General features: G+C 36.6%; 13 protein-coding genes. 5 read left to right on the top strand and 8 right to left on the bottom strand.

Annotation, left to right across the window (positions count from 1 at the left end):
* Positions 1-58: 58 nt before the first annotated feature.
* From dnaG to rpsU, 3 genes are all read right to left on the bottom strand, one after another.
* Positions 59-1,813: a DNA primase gene (gene dnaG / locus BEGALDRAFT_RS13980; protein WP_002691031.1), complete on the bottom strand. Its 1,755-nt coding sequence runs from the start codon at positions 1,811-1,813 to the stop codon at positions 59-61.
* A gap of 59 nt (positions 1,814-1,872) precedes the next feature.
* Entirely contained in the window at positions 1,873-2,322 is a 450-nt protein-coding gene (locus BEGALDRAFT_RS13975) for a GatB/YqeY domain-containing protein (protein ID WP_002691029.1), read from the bottom strand.
* 192 nt (positions 2,323-2,514) lie between these two features.
* Positions 2,515-2,730, bottom strand: coding sequence for a 30S ribosomal protein S21 (gene rpsU, locus BEGALDRAFT_RS13970; RefSeq protein ID WP_002691027.1), 216 nt, complete (start codon positions 2,728-2,730; stop codon positions 2,515-2,517).
* Between the two features lie 364 nt (positions 2,731-3,094).
* On the opposite strand from rpsU, the gene BEGALDRAFT_RS13965 reads away from it, so the two are divergent.
* The 4 genes from BEGALDRAFT_RS13965 to BEGALDRAFT_RS13950 all read left to right on the top strand — a co-directional run bounded on the left by BEGALDRAFT_RS13965 (position 3,095) and on the right by BEGALDRAFT_RS13950 (position 8,678).
* A complete protein-coding gene (locus BEGALDRAFT_RS13965; RefSeq protein WP_002691026.1) occupies positions 3,095-3,421 on the top strand; it encodes a hypothetical protein in 327 nt (108 codons plus the stop codon).
* 179 nt (positions 3,422-3,600) lie between these two features.
* Positions 3,601-4,737 (top strand): ATP-binding protein, encoded by a 1,137-nt coding sequence (locus BEGALDRAFT_RS13960; RefSeq protein ID WP_050978447.1) that lies wholly within the window; start codon positions 3,601-3,603, stop codon positions 4,735-4,737.
* A gap of 11 nt (positions 4,738-4,748) precedes the next feature.
* On the top strand, positions 4,749-5,858 hold the full coding sequence (locus BEGALDRAFT_RS13955; RefSeq protein ID WP_002691022.1) for a hypothetical protein: 1,110 nt from the start codon (positions 4,749-4,751) through the stop codon (positions 5,856-5,858).
* 27 nt (positions 5,859-5,885) lie between these two features.
* A complete protein-coding gene (locus tag BEGALDRAFT_RS13950; protein WP_002691020.1) occupies positions 5,886-8,678 on the top strand; it encodes an nSTAND1 domain-containing NTPase in 2,793 nt (930 codons plus the stop codon).
* Here the strand turns inward: BEGALDRAFT_RS13950 and BEGALDRAFT_RS13945 are convergent.
* From BEGALDRAFT_RS13945 to BEGALDRAFT_RS13930, 4 genes are read right to left on the bottom strand one after another with little or no spacing between them, the layout of a single operon-like run.
* Positions 8,671-9,081: a hypothetical protein gene (locus BEGALDRAFT_RS13945; protein WP_002691018.1), complete on the bottom strand. Its 411-nt coding sequence runs from the start codon at positions 9,079-9,081 to the stop codon at positions 8,671-8,673. The genes BEGALDRAFT_RS13950 and BEGALDRAFT_RS13945 overlap by 8 nt on opposite strands.
* Before the next feature lie 42 nt (positions 9,082-9,123).
* Positions 9,124-9,924, bottom strand: coding sequence for an ATP-binding cassette domain-containing protein (locus BEGALDRAFT_RS13940; protein ID WP_002691016.1), 801 nt, complete (start codon positions 9,922-9,924; stop codon positions 9,124-9,126).
* Complete coding sequence (locus tag BEGALDRAFT_RS13935) at positions 9,905-13,240, bottom strand: TRAP transporter large permease subunit (RefSeq protein ID WP_002691015.1); 3,336 nt, start codon at positions 13,238-13,240, stop codon at positions 9,905-9,907. The genes BEGALDRAFT_RS13940 and BEGALDRAFT_RS13935 overlap by 20 nt, the downstream gene beginning before the upstream one ends.
* A 56-nt stretch (positions 13,241-13,296) precedes the next feature.
* Positions 13,297-14,037, bottom strand: coding sequence for a TVP38/TMEM64 family protein (locus BEGALDRAFT_RS13930; protein WP_002691013.1), 741 nt, complete (start codon positions 14,035-14,037; stop codon positions 13,297-13,299).
* Between the two features lie 105 nt (positions 14,038-14,142).
* On the opposite strand from BEGALDRAFT_RS13930, the gene ald reads away from it, so the two are divergent.
* Positions 14,143-15,258, top strand: coding sequence for an alanine dehydrogenase (ald, locus tag BEGALDRAFT_RS13925; RefSeq protein WP_002691011.1), 1,116 nt, complete (start codon positions 14,143-14,145; stop codon positions 15,256-15,258).
* A gap of 62 nt (positions 15,259-15,320) precedes the next feature.
* Here ald and hrpA read toward each other — a convergent pair whose 3' ends face one another.
* On the bottom strand, positions 15,321-19,262 hold the full coding sequence (gene hrpA / locus BEGALDRAFT_RS13920; protein WP_002691010.1) for an ATP-dependent RNA helicase HrpA: 3,942 nt from the start codon (positions 19,260-19,262) through the stop codon (positions 15,321-15,323).
* Between the last annotated feature and the right edge of the window lie 46 nt (positions 19,263-19,308).

Below are 19,308 nucleotides of genomic sequence, written 5' to 3'. Positions count from 1 at the left end.
GGGAAAGAATCCGAATAGAGAATATTTATTTTGCCCTTATTATCCCGTTTCTCCTAACTTAACGAACCCCTTTAGGGTTTATTGTTTTAAACTCCTGTTTTTCTTCTTCTGTTATCGTCCCTTTTTGTAATTTCTGCAATAAAAACTGCCAACGTTGCCTTGCATATTCAATATATAAACGTTGAAGAATGTCCTGAAATTCTTGCTTAATGTCAAAATGCCGTTGTTCTTCTAGGAAATGCGGTTGATAAACAGCTAAACGGTTAATCGTCTCTGCATACGCTGTATCGCGCCAATGCTCACAAATACTCGCAAAAGTGATTTCTGGCGACTCTCTAATTAAAACAATTAAATGAATCAATAAATCAATATTATCTAAAAAAAGCCCTGATAATTTTTTATTAGGATATTCAATTTCTTGGATAAATTCAGGATAAAGCATTAAATACACAATAAGCTGTTCAACTAATGACAACTCTTTGAAGTTTGCTTGCTTAGGTGTTCTATTAAAAGCATTTTCTGTTTTTTTGCCAATGCTTCTAAGTGTAGTCGATCTTTTTAAATCTACCTGCACTAACTTCTGCAAATTTTTTGTTAATAAATCCCGATAAGCCCCATCAGGTAACTGATTTATTAATGGTTTTGCCAACTCTGTTAAACGTGCTTGCCCTTCAATCGTTTCGAGCTTTACTTGCTGCGTTAAATGATTTAATAAAAACTGCGATAACGGTAAGGCATCATCCAAATACTGATTAAATGCGGCTGTTCCTTCCCGTCGGACAAAACTATCAGGGTCATCCGCTTGCGGTAAAAAGGCAAAACTCACCTGCCGACCATCTTGCAACAAAGGCAATACCGTTTCTACCGCCCGCCATGCGGCTTTACGTCCTGCCTCATCCCCATCAAAACAAAAAACAATATCACTCACACTCCGAAATAATCGTTGCAAATGATCAGGCGTTGTTGCCGTTCCTAAAGTTGCTACCGCATTAGAAACCGCATGTTGTGCTAATGCAACAACATCCATATACCCCTCAACCACCACAACCCGCTTTAAACCCCGAGACTTACGCACCTTATCCCAATGATAAAGCTCTTTACCTTTAGAGAATAAGGGCGTTTCTGGCGAGTTCAAATACTTTGGCTTACTATCATCCAAAACCCGACCACCGAAGGCAATCACCTGCCCACGCTGATCATAAATCGGAAAAATCACCCGATGACGAAAACGGTCATACAACTTTCCCGACTCATGCTCGCTTAATAAACCCGCCTGCAATAAAACCGACTTATCAACCGACAAAGCCCTTAACAACCCATCCCACTCAGCAGGTGCATACCCCAAAGCAAATTCAGCAATAATAGCGTCCGACAGCCCCCGTTGTTGCTGCAAATACGCCAACGCCTCACGCCCAACAGGCGCATACAACTGCTGTTGAAAATAACGCAGTGCACTCGCCATCACCTGATACAACTCACCCTGAGTATCAAGCACAGAAGCATTAGACTCGCTACCAGCCTCATAAACGACTGACACCCCCAACCGTGACGCTAACTCATGCACCGCCTCAAAAAAATCTAAGCGTCCATGCTCCATCAAAAAAGTCAGCACAGTGCCATGTGCACCACAACCAAAGCAATGATAAAACTGCTTTTCTGCACTGACAGAAAAAGAAGGGGTTTTTTCGTTATGAAAAGGACAACAAGCGACAAAATTCCGTCCTGCTTTACGCAAAGGCACATAACTATCAACAATCTCAACAATATCGGCACGCGCCACTAGATCATTAATAAAACTACGCGCAATACGCATGATGAACACCCTGCATCAACGGCAAGCACTGCCCACTAGCACAACGAAAAAGAAAACACTTAAGCTAAGCGTTTTTTCAACTCGGTACTCACAACAGACATATCGGCACGCCCTTGCACCTGAGGCTTCAATATCCCCATGACCTTACCTAAATCCTTGATAGAGGTCGCGCCAGATTCAGAGATGGCAGCCTCGATAAGCGCGGTCAATTCAGACTCACTCAACGCCTGAGGCATATAAGACTGGAGAACTTCAATTTCACGGGATTCTTTATCCGCTAAGTCCTGACGACCCGCAGCGGAAAACTGGCTGATAGAATCACGACGTTGCTTAATCATTTTATCAAGCACTGCCACGATTTGCGTATCGTCTAAGACAATCCGCTCATCGACTTCCCGCTGCTTAATCGCAGCCATCAATAAACGAATCGTACCTAAACGCTCTTTTTCTTGCGCCCGCATAGCGGCTTTAACATCTTCCTGAATACGCAGTTTGAGAGAATCAGACATAAATGAATCACCTCTACTTCATTCATAACACAGAAGTAGCTTAGATTAAAAAGAAAAACAACGGAATAATGCAAAGTCTAATGATTATAACAACCTAAATGATAAAACCTAAAAGTGTGCAATCTGACAACTTTATGGAACAAGATTGAATTATTACAACCTGACTTTGCATGCAGACGCTGACAAAGCGACCTAGTAAAGACGCTCTCTGCGAGTCACATCACGTTGAAGCTTTTTCATATGACGTTTGACAGCGGCAGCGGCTTTACGTTTACGGATGGAGGTGGGTTTTTCGTAGAATTCACGGCGATGAACTTCAGCAAGAACACCAGCTTTTTCACAAGAACGTTTGAAACGACGGATAGCAACTTCAAAAGGTTCATTTTCTTTGACGCGGACATTAGGCATTGAAAGCGACACTCCTCTAGGTTAAGGGACAAATGGGATTATAAAACCGCTCATTATAGTAAGACCTTGCAAAAAAGGCAAAACTAGCCCTCTTTTTCCTTAACAAGCGTTCACTAAATATTAGCTGTTTATCGAAGGCTTGCAAGTTGAGAAAAATATTGTTATTCAGCGATGCCGTGTAACTTAAATTATTTATATAAAATCGCAAGTTAAAATTTTATACATAATTTTTTATGCATTATAGCTTGATTATTTTAAAGCATAAAATATTATGTATATAAAGGATGGTTTTTTACATGTAGCATTGTATTTCATTAATCTTTATTTTTGACAAAGAGAAATGTTCTTTGTATGGAGTTAAATCATGAACGTGTCCAACTCAACTATTGGCGTAATTGCGATTGGAGATAACAATATTATTTATACTCAAACACAGAGCAATACCCCATTCCTCTCTGAAAATAAAAGAAAAATACTACACTACTGTTTAACGCATTCTTTTGCATTTCATGAGATTCAAACATTAATTTTCTTTCTTAACATTGATCAAGATGAATTTAGTGGTATAGAGGCGAAATCTCGCCTTATTGAAACGCTCATCCAATACTGTGAAAGACATAACATTACACAGGTATTAATTAATCTGATAAAAAATGAACGTCCACATTTATTGATGTGTCAACAGCTTTAATAAACACTCAATGTCTATTACATAAAGACTGTTAGTCGTTTAACTTGACAAAAACATCACTTAATGTTTTTCTTTTACTTAATACATCTAGATATAAAAATAATTTCTTATGTATTTTTTAGTTAAAATTTATTAAACTCTAGATATACATGCACAATAATTATAATACGCTAACAAAGATGAATACTTTTTCTACAAAATTTAATGAACATATAGAATACTTAGGTGTTACCAACCAAAAACTATCACAAGTTTTAGGCGTGCATCACACAACTATTGCTCGGTGGCGTAAAGATAGTGAGCCAGAGACACCAACACCTATTAAAATGTTTGCAAAACACTATCGCTTACCTGATGAAGATACAGAAGAATTATTAAATGCGATTAAATTCACATATCAAGGCGATACAGGTATAAATATAGAAAAAAAGGGAAATGCTCAAATACCATCCTCACAAATCATTAACCCCTTTATTGTTGGAACGCCAGTTAAACGTGGACAGTTTTTTGGGCGGGAGGATATTTTACGCAACCTATTTAATTTATGGCGAGATTACCCTCAGCAACCTATACAAAATGCAGCAATTTATGGTGAAAAAAGAATAGGGAAAACTTCTTTATTATTTCAAATACGTGACTTAGCAAACTTTCAAACGACGGATACAAACTGGAGAGATACGCAAAAAAACTATGAATGGTTATTACCTAAACAACATTCATATAATTTTATTTACGTAGATTTTCAAAATCCACAGATGGGATTTCGCAAAAAATTACTAGAACACATATTGAAAAATATGCGATTAGAATCTAGTGAAAATTTAGTGCTTAGTGAACAGAATGCCATAACAGAATTCTATGATATTCTTAGCGAAAAGTTAAAAGCACCAACAATTGTGCTATTTGACGAAATTAATGCAGCTGTTTCTCACCCAAGCAAGGAGCTAGACAACTATTTTTGGGAGTCCCTACGGTCTATATCTACAACGATGTTTGATACAGCACGTTTAGGATTTGTAATCGCCTCAACTGAAACTCCCTCTAAACTCAGTGAAATTTTAGATAAAAAGACAATATCATCACCTTTTTTTAATATCTTTGGATATCAAATAGAAATGCCTGTTTTCTCGAAAGAGGAAGCATTAGAACTGATGGAACAATCCCCAATTGTGATTTCAGCGGATGATAAAGACTTTATTCTGGAAAAAAGCCAATTACACCCTTTAAAACTGCAAGTGTTATGTCGTCAATACGTTGATGCTTATCGTAACAATTCAGTTGAAAAATGGCGGGATTTTAATAGTTTAACTGAGTAGGAGTGATTCCCATGCCGAATCCATTTGTAACGACTCCAGCTGAATTTAAACAGTTCATTAATCATAAACTGTTAATTCAATATCTAATAGGCTTATGGAAAGACTATCCAAATATGCCTGTACAAAGTGCTGCTATTTGGGGGGTACATGGTTCTGGTAAAAGTTCAATACTACATCATTTGCGAAATTTAGCGCGTAACCCAATAGATACTCGTTTTCGTGTAGAACAACAACAAGTTTTCCCTAAAAATGTTCTTATTACCTTTGTTTCTGCTGACTTATCTGATTTTACAGTTAATAATCGAGCTAAATTGTTAAATTGCCTGATTAAACAAATGCCTTTTTATCAAGAAGGGATGTTATCAGTTACAAATAATCCATTAGAAGAGTTTTATGACATAGTCAGAGATTGCGCACAATATCCCTTAATTTTTTTGCTAGATAATGTTGATAAGGGAATCACTTACTATCCCAGTGAATTTGACCGCTCCTTTTGGGAAAGTCTTCGTTCTTTAGCAATTGCTGATTCAGGTGGTATTGGTTTTATCATTACTTCAGAACGACATCCTGCGTTGATAACAGAATTATTAGGTGATGAGCCATCTGATTTTTTTAATATTTTTGGTTATACCTTTAAAGTTGAAGAAGCTTTTGAAGAAGAAGATGCACTTAAGCTGACTCAATTGTCAGACATCCCTTTTACACAAGAAGACATTGATTTTATTCTGACTAAGAGTCAACGTCGCCCTGCTCTGCTTCAATGTTTATGTTCTTTATGTTACCAGCATAAAGAGAGTGGCTCACATGAAGACTGGCGCAAAGCAGCCAATGATGTGATTAGCAATGTTATACGTGAAGTGCAAGAATCTAAGGTTCAGGAAAAACAGAAAACTGAAAGACGGCAAGAATTACAGAAATGCTTCAATCAATATTTTTCATTTCGTGAAGTAAAATCAGTTATTTTCAAGTTAAACATTGATGAAGATGAATTAGAGAACACGACTAAACGTCGTTTAGTAGAAACTTTAATCGTGTATTGTGAACAACGGGAACAGACTGAGCAACTCGTTCAAATTTTAAAAGCAGAACGTCCTGAGGTAGATGAAATTCAATCTCTTTAATACAACTGCACATACAGGAATTCTTCAATGATTACTTTTTTTTGGACTTCATTTAAATTATTGTTTTCTTATCTCAAATGGATGTTTTTTCAACCATCGGGATGGAAACAGTATGAAAAAGAACAAAGGGAACAAGTAGTAAAAAAAAATCGATTTATTCCTGAACAAATAGCCCAATTTAAACATCTTATTTTTGCTTCTTATATTATTTTACCGAGCTTACTATTAGTTATTGGGGGGATAATTGTTTTTACTCTCCAAGGCAATCAAGGTAGTCAGGAGGATATAAATAATTTAGCGTTTATATTGTCAGCAAGTTTAGCTTTTGCACTGGGAATTGGGCTTAGTTTTTGGATTATTGGATTAGATACAGCAGTTGGTACAGGGCTTATTGTCTTATTTTATATGGCTGGGGGCTTTGTATTTTATAATCAAGCTTATAATACAACAACATTACCTATACTTGCTTTAGCATCAGGTATTGCTAGCAGTGTTCTAAATACTTTAAGTGAGAATAATAAAACAACATTTAATATATCCCTATTTATTTATCAATTGAGTACAATTTTTTTGGGAATAACTATTAGTTTTTGTATATTAATATTAACGGCTTTGGTTCTTTTTAATCTTTCGCGTGTTTCATTCCAGTCGCTTTTTGTTTTACCTGTATTAATATCTTTTTTACTCTTATCTAAAAAAGAGCATAGAAAATTTATTATTTATATAACCATTACATTAACGCTATATGCAATATGTCATTATGACTATCTATCCCCATCTCAAGACGGACATATTTTTGAAGGCATTGCTAAAGGCTCATTAAATGGTTTTGTTATTTTTACTAGTTTCTTTTGCTTACCTTACCTCGTTATTGCTCGTTTTTTTCAAAGCATACGCATTGCAACTTCGGTAGGTACTATTATTGGTGCATTTAGTATTGCTTTCTTGTATCCACTGCTCACACAACTAGATACTAAACCTATTGATGGTATTAATGGTGCTAAGCTTTTTGTTGAGTTTCAAAATAACAACACTCTATTATTACTGTTTATTAGTGTTGCGTGTGTATCTATTGGACTTTTCATTAATTTGTGGTTACCTATCCTCTTAACACCTTTTCTAATAATGTGGAATACACTGAATTATCTGCTCGATGTCAAGGCAAGTCGTACTACGTCCCTATCAGCTAAACGATTAAAACGGCATTTTGCCTTTTGGTATGAGCACTATTATTTAAACATTGGTGGTTTTGGTCTAATAGAACATTTTGATTTATTGCATGAACACAATAAAACTCAATGCAATAATGAAATTGAGTTTAACGAAGCATTAACATTGCTAGAACAAAAAACAGCTTCATCTACCGTTTGGAAAGGAACTATAGAGATAATAAAAATACGGGCAGATGCGCGAGTATTGGGTGAAGTTACAGATATAACAAGCATCCAAACACTATCTACTAAGACTAAACGTCTACATAACTCAATTTTTTTTGCTCATTTTCAAGACTGGAGTAAAAGCGTTACAGACGCGCTGAGTTACACTCAATCTTATGATCAGATTCAAGGCTTAGATCAAGTAAGGCAACGTATTCAAACTTTTCTACAAACCAATCAGAATAAATCTGTTCAAGAATATTTGAATCCTATTGCCCAAAAATGGCTAACACTATTACAAACGGAAATTGAAAAACTACATAATCAAGCTCAACAAGTTCGTGAAATCTATTCTCCTTACATTGTTGGCTCACCTGTTCCTCACAATAATCCTGTATTTGTTGGAAGAACAGAATTTATTCAGCAAATTGAACAACGATTTAAAGATGGAAACTCTATTTTCTTGTATGGACAGTATCGTATAGGTAAAACAAGTTTATTAAAAGCCTTACGTGCATTTATGCCTAATATGATTGTGCTATATGTTGATTTACAGGGGGTTATCCCTGTTTGTAACAACATGGATGATTTTTGGCGCGGATTAGCAAAGCAATTGAAACACTCGGCAAAAAACACATATGATTTAGTACTATTAGAATACCTACCAACACACGGCAATGCTTATGAGTATTTTTCAGAATGGGTAGAACAAATCGGTGAGCGTATTGGTGAAAAAATACTGGTTATTGCATTTGATGAATTTGCACGATTGCATCAAGCCATTAAAAATGGAGAAGCTCAATTGACAGCCTCAATTGTAGATATTTTAAGACATTGGATACAACATTATCCAAAACGTCGTTTAATTATTGCCGCGCAGAATTTAGAAGAGTTTAGAAGCTATCACAGCGTAGCAAATGCGTTTCAATTTGAGTACCTTAGCTATTTGTCAGATGAAGCATCGCATCAGTTAATTGAAAGACCAGTAAAAGACTTTCCGTTGCAATATGATGCTGATGCAGTACAAATGATGCTGGATGTGACTCATAATCAACCCGCATTATTGCAACTGTTGTGTCGTCAAATTGTTGAACTGAAAAACATAGGAATCCGCACCTCATCGCAACCAAGACATATTTTTTATCAAGTAACCACTGTAGATGTACAACATGCTATTGCAACATCTTTAAAAAAAGGAGCAGGTATATTTACTACTTTTGAAGTTCGTGCAAGAGAACAAGGCGTTGTTATTTTACGGTTTATTGCGCAACAGGGTTCTCAACGAGTAATTACTAAGGCAGAAATTGAAGGTTTTTGTAAAAATTCTGGAGATATCTTAAAACGACTAGAACAATTAGAGTTATTGAAAAAAGTTGGGCATGGGTATCGTTTTGAAGTAGAAATGATGCGATTATGGTTTGAAAAAGAGCAACATTTTAGTTAGTTTTCTGAAGCTTTTTCATGATGTCGTCAAGTGATGTTTCCATAGAGTTTTCTTGATTAGGTAATATAAGAATATATATATTGTTGAATAAACCTAAAAAATATTTTTTTCGACACATACATGTTGTCTCTTGTATTGCTGTTTTTAAGCAATTAATGTAATCATTTTTATCATTTTTCTGACAGAGGTTTGGAATATTTCTTACGCAATATTTTCCTCCTGCATTTCCTAAGTTAGTCTTTATCTGAATTATAGCTATTTGTTGAGAAACAAAAATACATGGCTTTTTTTGTTCAATGGAACAACTCAATGGGTTTGTTTGCTCATCTGTATTACATGCATATCCAACAGAAACAACCAGCATAAATATAAAAAAAGTCAATGGTTTATTAAAAACACACATAGCTTCTCCTACCACCCAATGGATATGGATTAGGTAACCCTACTAATCAACCTGAATGTAATTATCGATAGATATTCTTTTTAACTGCTTATTTTCTATCCGATGAAACTTAAAGTTAAGCTTGTAACTTTGTCCTAATTGTATTAGTCCACCCAAGTCTATCGTAACTATATCATGTGTTGCAACAATAAGACTAACTTGTTCCTGCCCAATCTGTTTTATTAAAGAAAATATTATTTCCGACTTAAGTTCAGGGGATAAATTTGCAGTTGGCTCATCAGCTATTAAAACTTTTGGTTTTTTAACCAAGGCTCTAATAATATCAATTAATTGTCTTTCACCACCTGATAACGTATAAACAGGTCTTTCGGCAATTTCTGCTGTAATTCCCATGCTACGACATAATGAATAAGCCTCATTGCGCCGTGCTCTTTCGTTAAATCTCAAGTATCCCGTTGCCGTTAAAAAAAAATTAATATTATCAATGGCACTCCAATTCATAATTAATTCAGGTGACTGAAATATATATGAGAAATATGTTCTAATTAGAAAATCACGCTCCCCGACAAATAATCTATTACAATTAATTCTTTTTGGCATAAATACAGATAATTCACTTTTTTCTCTATCTTCGCTTTCTAGTTCAGACAGTAAACCCAATATATTCAATAATGAAGTTTTTCCTGTACCAATATCACCAGTAATAATATGAATCTCACCTTGATAGACATCTAGTGAGACATTTTCTAAAAGAATATTGTCTTTATGCCGAATTGTAATATTTTTCGTCTGTAATAAAAGTGTTAGGGCATTTTGTTGGTTATTAGGATTGTTGTCTGACATAGAGCAACTCACTGATAATAGACTTAAAAAAGAAACGCCAATACAAAATAAGACTACTCAATAATGCCAATAATATAACAGTTACTAAGAGTAGGATAATATCCATTATACTGAAACTAAAAGTAATATTAGGAATAAAAATAGCAATTCCAATATTAACAACTGTGTTTAAAAATATTGCTAAAAAGATAGGAAATACTGAAAAACATAAGGACACAATAATTAAAAAAGTAAAGGTGATTGTACGCGGCAAGCCTGCAATTCTTGCTAATGCGAAGATTTTTCTATTTTTATCAAAAAACAGTATTAATGTTGTTAATAAAATTATAAAAGTTAATAAAACTATTAAAATAAATAATGAATCCAATATATTAAGTGCGTTATCAAGGTCATTAAGTGACCTCTTATTTTTTAAAATGTACTCATCTTCTAATGAGCCGATAATAGACTCGCTGATTCCGTAATAGTCTAATTTATTTTTTATTATGGGGCTTTTAATATATTGAATAATCGTTTTTAAATCTTCTAAATTAGAAATATTTTGTACTTTTATAAATAAACTATTATCTATACCCAACTGAGACTCTTTATATATGCTATTTAGGCTTCCTTCAGGAACAAAAATTAATTTGTTAATATCACTATCCCTATAATTTTCCGTATCAAAATAAGAAAGTACTAAAAAAGATTGTTCCGCATTATGCTCAAGATGCGCGATTAATATTGGCATCTTTTCGTTAACTATCTGGGTACTAAGCAAGGTAATCGTTTGATAGGGTAAAATATTATATGAGTTAGTGGTTAAGTCACTACCAACAAATGCAATGGGATATTGTTGTTCTGTTTCGCAGTTAGTTCCCCTTATTTTTTGCATATCAAGTTTATTATTTTGCCATTGAGTCAATGACTTTTCTAAAGCTAAAAAGCAACTTTCCTTAACAGCGTTGCGATATGATTCAATTTCTTCTTGGTAGTTTTTTTGTAAGTTTTGATAAAAATTAGGTAATAACTGAGCTAATTCAGGTTTAAATTCTACAGCAATTGTGGGAAATACAATGAAGGGAGTGGGATTAGTCCGTGCAACGAAAACATTTGCGGTTTTAGTACAAACAGCCGTTATATCGTATCCAGTATTTTCTTTAATAAATCTCTTAATTTGCGATAAATCTTGGCAATCATTGACATGGAGCAGAAAGTGATAACGACTATTTAACCAGTGTTGAAAATTCTCTTCTTTAAAATAGCGATAATATCCCATTCCTGTAATATATACAGTATATACAAGGGTTAGTGTTGCCAAACTGAGAATAATAGAGAGTGATAATTGACGATATGCAAGATTGAATGCTAAATCAAATGCTGTTTTTAATGAACTATTTGAGCGTCGCGAATTAATAAGTAATAAAATTAAAAATATCACTCCAGAAAGGATAAATACTATAAATGTAGGTAAACATAAAAGATAAGCAATAATTAAGAATAAAATAAAGTGGGTTTGGGTTTTCTCAAAAAACGGAATTTCTTTGTTGTACAGGGTAAAACTGTAAACGCCTATCATTATAACTATAATGCTAATAAGTAAATAAAAAGCTGTTAAAGTACTAGGAATTTGGTGTAATGCAGGATGAAATAACCAAATAATAGGTAATAGGTAGAGGGGATATATAAGTCTTTTTATAAGATTAATGTCTTGTGATTCATTGAATTCATTATTTTCATCTTTTATTCTTTTTTGCCAAGCAGATTTTATATAAGGTGGAATACTGTTGTTTCTATTAAAAATTGGGGTTAAACCAGCAAGTGCAGAATAATAGAAAATGAAAAGATAACTAGATAATGCATTAAATCCAAGGTTTTCAAGTATAGGTGAAATAAAGGGGGCAGTGAGTAAAAAAACAGCAATAGTGGGTAGTAAACTATTTAGGATGATTAGAACGCCACTGATAAGCAATATCATTAATGGCTTAATGAGGTATGAGAAAAGTGGCGAGGTAGTTTCTAACAAATGTAGAGGAATCCGTTCTACAATCCATAATTCTTTTATATTTAAGGCAGATTCTATGATTGTTAATAGTAAAAAAGAAAGTAATATTAAAAACCTAACATCTTTTCCCCATTCCGCTAATATTCTGAAAATAAACTTACCTTTATCTTCTTTTTTTTGTAAAGACATGATCAAAATGATGACCATCGCAAATAGCAAAGTAGTTTTTTCAAAAAATGAAAAAGAAAAAGTACTAAAAACAAATAAGATTACAAACAGTATTACTATTTTTGTCCAATCCAAAAGAAAGTTTTGCGGTTTAATTTCTTCCTTTAATTCACTTCCAGCAATTAATTCTTTTAGTGTAATGTTGTCGATACGCGCTTGAATAAACGCAATGACTAACATACTCATAAAGAAAAGAAAAGATAACGAGAATGTGCTTATGATAATATTGCTATAAGTTATATTTTCAATTTTATGTAATATAATTAGACTAATAGCACCCATGATAGGTGGGGTTATTTGTCCAGAAGTAGAAGCTATTGCGATTAATAACGCGGTAAACTGGGGGGTGTAACCTGCTGTAAGCATTGCACGATACGTATAATCATGTGCGGTTTCTGTAATATTTCCCCGTGCAGAACCAGTAAACATGCCGTAAAGCCAAGAATTTAAAATTGCAAAAAACGCGGCATTAAAACCAATTCGCTGTTGGCTGGCTAATTGAAAAGCAATCCTACTTAATATTTGTTTAATGCCCGCTGCTCGTAAAACAACGGTGAGAAAAATAAAAATAGTGACAGTATTAGTAATAATTTTAAAATCGTCTGTTCTATTTAAAGAATAAATATCTTTATCTATTAGATAGTAGATAATTATTGGTATGATAAAAGGTAATAATTTTCTATATTCCCATAAAAACACTTTCCCCTCATTTGTTTTAGCTAATCCATAAAGTACTAATAAAAACATAAAGGCTAAATTATTAAAATATATTGTCAAAAATATTAGTATTGGTAATGCTATAAATAAAATAACAGGTTGCGTATTATTGTCTTTTGAATTGAGTTTGATATTGTCAGTGTAAAGGAGAGGAATTTTTGAAAAAAATAAAGAGCTAAAAATTAATAAAATCAAGCCTATTTGTAAGTAATATATTAAGCTACTATCATTTTCATAAAAAGAAAATATAATGAATGGTAGTAAGAATAAACTTGTTAAAATACAAAAAAATATCTCAACATGCTGTTTAGTTGTATCAATATCCTTATCCTTTGGAAAAACGCCTTTCCTTATATCCTCTAAAAAGGGTGAATTGATTATTTTCATACATTGATTTCCCAATTTTTCTCTATGAAAAGCGGTCGTTAAGCCTATCCTAACAACTATTTATCTTTTTTTAAATACCCCATAATTTCCCTATCAAACAACCAAATGATTAAAGAAATCACCATAGCGATGCTAAAAACGATATAGGCTAAGGTCATGTCTGTATTTAAGCTTGTGCCGACAAAACTTAAAACCGCCATACCCGGTAAACGTCCTGCTAAACAAACCACCAATAATTGCCAAAGCGGTAAACGGGTTAAACCTGCGATGAAGCAAACCGCATCATCAGGGAAAACAGGCAGGAGGAAAATAATAAAAAAATTAAATAAGCCACCCCGTTCAATCAAATAATCAAATTTGTTAAAAATAGCAGGCGGGACAAACCGTTGTACTAATGTCTCTCTTAATAAACGGCTTAATCCGATTGCTAACACTGAGCCTATACTTAAACCCAGCATGGTCAGTAATAGCCCATCCCAAAAACCAAAGACTAACCCACCTAATAAGCCAAACAGTTGCCCTGGTAAGGGTGCAAAAAATACTTGTAGAATTTGCACTCCCATAAAAACAAAAGGGCTTAAAGCATCAAAAGAAAGAAAAAATTGACGAATCGCTTCTAAATTCTGACTTTTAAGTAAATCTAGAAACTGATTCGCACGGTCAGGGAGGATAAATTGTGCAATCCATGCAAGTCCTAAAAATAACAGGATAATGACTCCTGCACTTAATAAAACCGTGATGAGCGCGAACAGTTTTTCTTTTAAGCGTTGTATCAATAAGTTGAAGTAGCTTGTCATGATAGTTGAATAAAAGTTGATAGAAAGGCTATGGAATTGCTTTAATCGTCGTTACATTACTTTAAGGTGTGGTCGCTTTTTCATCACAACAGGGAGTGTGTCACTATGTTAATAGGTGTTCCAAAAGAAATTAAAACCCATGAATATCGAGTCGGTTTAATTCCAACGACAGTGCGTGAATTAGTTGCACGTGGACATCAGGTGTTAGTTGAGCATCATGCAGGGGCTGGCATTGGTATGGATGACGTGGCATATCAGAACGCAGGTGCGATGATTACCGAAACAGCCGCCGAAATTTTTGCCCGTGCGGATATGATTGTAAAAGTGAAAGAACCTCAGCTACATGAGTGTGCGTTACTCCATGAAAATCAAGTTTTATTCACTTATTTACACTTAGCTCCAGACCCTGAACAAGCTCGGGCGTTATTAAAGAGTGGGGCGGTGTGTATTGCTTATGAAACAGTGAGTTCTCCAACAGGGGGGTTGCCTTTGCTCGCGCCGATGTCAGAAGTGGCTGGACGCATGTCAATTCAGGCTGGGGCTTCTTGTTTAGAAAAAGCACATGGTGGCTTAGGGGTTTTATTGGGCGGTGTACCTGGGGTGAAACCTGCAAAAGTGGTGATTTTAGGCGGGGGAGTCGTTGGGGCGAATGCGACATTTATCGCGGTCGGCATGGGGGCTGAGGTCGTGGTGATTGACCGCTCGATTGATGTGTTGCGCGGTTTGTGGCGACAATTTGGCGCAGGGATTGAAACCGTTTATTCAACTCGAGATGCGATAGAACAGCATGTTTTAACGGCTGATTTGGTGATTGGTGGGGTGCTTATTCCGGGTGCTGCCGCGCCGAAATTGGTCACGCAGGAACATGTTAGACAGATGAAAGCGGGCGCGGTGGTGGTGGATGTTGCCATAGACCAAGGCGGTTGTTTTGAAACGTCTCACCCAACGACGCACGCCGAGCCGACTTATTTAGTCGATGAAGTCATTCATTATTGTGTGGCAAATATGCCAGGGGCTGTGCCACGAACCTCAACTGTTGCGTTAAATAACGCGACGTTACCGTATGTTTTAGCCTTGGCAGATAAAGGTTATCGTCAGGCGTTAATCGATGATGGGCATTTACGCGAGGGTTTAAATATTCATCAGGGACAAGTCACACATCGCAATGTCGCTGAGGCATTGGGTTATGAGTATTTAGACCCGTTTGTTGCGTTGAATTAGTTTTAACGGATAACATTGCTTGAAACAGTGTTATCCGTAGATTTGGCGTGTATTTTACAAGCTCATTTAGACTTTAATACTTTCTTTTCAAGTTCTGTCCATTGTTCCCGTGCCCGTTCTAAAGAAACAGGGTAAGCCGTTTTCAATTCTTGTGCGAACAGGGAAACGCGCAATTCTTCCAGCATCCAGCGAAAAGCCTGCAATTCTTTATATTCTCTGGTTTTTTCATCATATTTAGTATGATGTTGCCAATAAGTTTGCCATAAAGGGGCGAGTTGAGTAGCTTTTTTCGCGTCTTTATGTGGCGTGCTGTCTAAGCGTTCTAAACGAATCGCAACCGCTTTTAAATAACGGGGAAATTGTTGCAGTTGTTCAAAAGGCACATGACGGACAAAACTGGGATAAACCAAGTGATTTAAATGTTGCTGAATATCGGGCAGGCTGTCGCCACCTTGCGATAACTTGCTGATTTTCTGTGAAAGTACATTGTACTCGGTCAGAACTTGCAGGAGACAGTGCGCATAGTCATAAACGACTTGTAACAAGTGTCGATTGCCTGTTTGTAAACGTTCTTCAAAGTCGCGCCGTGTGCGTGGGAGCGGTTCATGTAAGAAAACGCTTTCAATGACGGTTAATAAAATATCTTCTTTCAATTGTTCACAATGACCAATTTTTAAATACTGTAAACACAGTTTTTGGTCTATTGGTAACTGTTTTATTAACTTTTTCGTCGGTAATACTAATAAAAACAAGCGTTGTAAGCCGTAATAAAATGCTTGTTTGGCTTTATCAGGATGGTCTAAAACTTGTAAATCAACATGGGTTTGTTGGTCTATTAAGGTTGGAAAGCCTAAGACTTCAATGCCATTAAGATTTAAAGTGACTTGTTCGGGTAATAATTCGAAATCCCAATTGTTTAAGTGCGTGCGTTCAATGCCACTGGCTTGTGCGACTGCTTGGCGTGATTCGCCACTGACATGGTCGCCCCAGTGTTTTTTCAGCGCGATTAAATCCCGTGACATATCCAGCACTTTATCTTGCATATCGACCAGTGCGATATTCATTTTTAAATGGGGCGGAATGTCGGCACTATTCCAAATAAATTCTTCTATTGCTGGGGGTTTGCTCAATTGTTGGCGTAAAAAATCGGTGAGCGTGCGATATAAAGAAGGATAGCCTTTTGCAGGTATTTCAGGGGTAGTTGCTGGGTGTAACGTGGTTAAGTTGAGTAAAAAAGCCCGTGCAATGTCTGGAACAGGGACGAAATGCTTACGTAAGGCTTTGGGTAAATTGCGAATTAAGGCAATGACTTTTTCTTCTAATAATCCGGGTACAAGCCATTCAAATGGTTCTACAGGTAATTGATTTAACAGTGTACTGGGGATGGTAACGGTTACGCCATCGCGTTCATCATTCGGCGCAAAGTAATATTGCAAAGGCAACTGAATCCCATTGATATATAAGCTATTCGGGAAGTTTTGCGCGTTTGCCCGTTCCCCACTGTGTAGCATGACATCGTCACGGCTTAAAAATAACAGTTTAGGGTCTTTGCGTTCAGCTTGTTTACGCCATTGTTCGAATAATGTCCCACTGTGTACCGTTGCGGGGATGCGGGCATCGTAAAAACGAAAGAGTTGTTCTTCATCGACTAAAATATCCAAGCGTCTGGATTTTTGCTCTAAGGATTCAACATCTTGAATTAAAGATTGATTATGCGTGAAAAATTTGGCGTTACAAAAATAATCACCTTGCGCTAAAGCGTGACGAATGAAGATTTCACGCGAAATGCTAGGGTCGATATTGCCATAATTGATACGTCTTTTTAAAACAATGGGTAAGCCGTATAAAGTCACTCGTTCAAACGCTGCAACCGTCGCGGGACGTTTTTCCCAATGGGGTTCGAAATAACTCCGTTGGCATAAATGTCCTGCTAAATTCTCCAGCCATTCAGGTTCTATTTTTGCCACACAGCGGGCGTATAAACGGCTGGTTTCCACTAATTCCGCCGCCATGAGCCACTTCGGTTGTTTTTTATACAAATGCGAACCAGGGAATAAATAGAGTTTAATCCCGCGTGCTCCCGTAAAATGCTCTTCTGTGCTTTTCATGGCGATATTGCTTAATAAACCCGTTAATAAAGCGCGATGAATCGCAATATAATCTGCTTCTACTTGATTAACTTGCCAATTTAATTCTTTTACCATGGTTAATAATTGCGAATGAATTTCTTGCCATTCGCGCCAACGCAGATAGGACACAAAGTTTTCATGGCATAACTTGCGAAATTTAGTATTTGATAAATGTCGCGCTTGTTCGCTTAAAAATCGCCATAATTTTAAAAAACTGAGAAAATCGGAGCGTTCATCAGCAAATTTTGCCTGTGCTTGGTCTGCGGCTTGTTGTGCGTCTAACGGGCGTTCACGCGGGTCTTGAATGCTTAAGGCACTGGCGATAATCAAGACTTCTTCTAAACAATTTTCTTGCTGGGCGGCGATAATCATCCGTCCTAGACGCGGGTCTATGGGCATTTTTGCCAAGGTGCGCCCTGTTTGTGTCAATTGTCGCCGTGTATCGACCGCGCCTAATTCATGTAATAGTTGAAAGCCGTCATTAATTGCGCGACTGTCTGGCGGTTCAATAAAAGGATACTGTTGGACATCACCCAATTTTAACGCCAACATCTGCAAGATAACGGCAGCTAATGAAGTACGTAAAATTTCGGGGTCGGTAAACGCGGGACGGTTATTAAAATCATCCTCCGCATATAAACGGATACAAATTCCCGCGCTAATTCGTCCACAGCGTCCTTTCCGTTGGTTCGCGCTGGCTTGTGAAATGGGTTCAATTGGTAAGCGTTGGACTTTACTGCGCACGCTGTAACGGCTAATCCGTGCTAACCCTGTGTCAATCACGGCACGAATACGGGGCACGGTTAAAGAGGTTTCTGCGACGTTTGTAGCTAAGACAATACGGCGTTTTTCTGCGGGATTAAAAACGCGGTTTTGTTCTTCGGCGGATAGTCGCGCGTATAGCGGTAAAATTTCGGTATGCGGTAATTTATGCTTATGCAGTGCCTCTGTCGTTTCGCGGATTTCGCGTTCACCTGCGAGAAAAACTAAAATATCTGCATGACGGTCAACTGCCGTAATTTCATCTACTGCATTAATAATTGCCTGTTGTATATCATGGTCTTGCTCGTCTTCATCTTCAGTGACGGGCGGGCGATAACGCACTTCTACAGGGTAAGTGCGCCCTGAGACTTCGATAATCGGGGCTTGGTGAAAATAGTGGGCAAAACGTTCAGTATCGATAGTTGCAGAGGTGATAATCACTTTTAAATCAGGACGTTTTGGCAGTAATTGGCGGAGATAGCCAAGTAAAAAGTCGATGTTTAAACTGCGTTCATGCGCTTCGTCGATAATAATTGTGTCGTAAGCATCTAAATAACGGTCATTTTGCGTTTCGGCTAACAAAATGCCGTCGGTCATGAATTTGATATAACTGTTTGGGCTAGTACGGTCATGGAAACGCACTTGATAACCGACGGCTTGCCCTAATTCGCTGTTTAATTCGTTTGCAACCCGTTGCGCAATGGTACGTGCTGCCAAACGACGCGGTTGTGTACAGCCGATAAATCCTGCAACCCCACGCCCAATGCTTAAACAAATCTTTGGAATTTGGGTGGTTTTCCCTGACCCTGTTTCGCCCGCAATAATCACTACTTGATGTTTTAAAATCGCTTCGGCAATTTCTGCTTGTTTCGCGCTGATGGGTAATTCATCAGGAAATTGGGGAATAGGTAACTGGGTAGCGCGTTGTTGACGACGTTGTAAAGCCGTTTCCAAATCGGCAACCAATTTTTCCATATCGCTTGGATTAATGGGGGTTTTAGCTTGTTTGACTTGGGCTTGTAAGGCTTTTATACGTTGTTGTAAACGATGCTGGTCGCAACGCATCACATCATTGGAAATCGTCCACAGCGTTTTTAATTGTTGGGAATTCATGAGGCTAGTTATCAACTGAGCAAAATAATGAAATGAAAAAGTATAG

The organism is Beggiatoa alba B18LD (assembly GCF_000245015.1).
Lineage (GTDB): Bacteria > Pseudomonadota > Gammaproteobacteria > Beggiatoales > Beggiatoaceae > Beggiatoa > Beggiatoa alba.
Note: the sequence above shows the minus strand (reverse complement) of the source record. Positions and strands in the feature narration are given on the sequence as shown.

Bases quoted from the DNA above. Each gene is read 5' to 3' on its own strand.
- BEGALDRAFT_RS13960 (WP_050978447.1), top strand. From the start codon at position 3,601: ATGAATACTTTTTCTACAAAATTTAATGAACATATAGAATACTTAGGT.
- dnaG (WP_002691031.1), bottom strand. From the start codon at position 1,813: ATGCGTATTGCGCGTAGTTTTATTAATGATCTAGTGGCGCGTGCCGAT.
- BEGALDRAFT_RS13955 (WP_002691022.1), top strand. From the start codon at position 4,749: ATGCCGAATCCATTTGTAACGACTCCAGCTGAATTTAAACAGTTCATT.
- BEGALDRAFT_RS13940 (WP_002691016.1), bottom strand. From the start codon at position 9,924: ATGTCAGACAACAATCCTAATAACCAACAAAATGCCCTAACACTTTTA.
- rpsU (WP_002691027.1), bottom strand. From the start codon at position 2,730: ATGCCTAATGTCCGCGTCAAAGAAAATGAACCTTTTGAAGTTGCTATC.
- ald (WP_002691011.1), top strand. From the start codon at position 14,143: ATGTTAATAGGTGTTCCAAAAGAAATTAAAACCCATGAATATCGAGTC.
- BEGALDRAFT_RS13935 (WP_002691015.1), bottom strand. From the start codon at position 13,240: ATGAAAATAATCAATTCACCCTTTTTAGAGGATATAAGGAAAGGCGTT.
- BEGALDRAFT_RS13965 (WP_002691026.1), top strand. From the start codon at position 3,095: ATGAACGTGTCCAACTCAACTATTGGCGTAATTGCGATTGGAGATAAC.
- BEGALDRAFT_RS13975 (WP_002691029.1), bottom strand. From the start codon at position 2,322: ATGTCTGATTCTCTCAAACTGCGTATTCAGGAAGATGTTAAAGCCGCT.
- hrpA (WP_002691010.1), bottom strand. From the start codon at position 19,262: ATGAATTCCCAACAATTAAAAACGCTGTGGACGATTTCCAATGATGTG.
- BEGALDRAFT_RS13950 (WP_002691020.1), top strand. From the start codon at position 5,886: ATGATTACTTTTTTTTGGACTTCATTTAAATTATTGTTTTCTTATCTC.
- BEGALDRAFT_RS13945 (WP_002691018.1), bottom strand. From the start codon at position 9,081: ATGTGTGTTTTTAATAAACCATTGACTTTTTTTATATTTATGCTGGTT.
- BEGALDRAFT_RS13930 (WP_002691013.1), bottom strand. From the start codon at position 14,037: ATGACAAGCTACTTCAACTTATTGATACAACGCTTAAAAGAAAAACTG.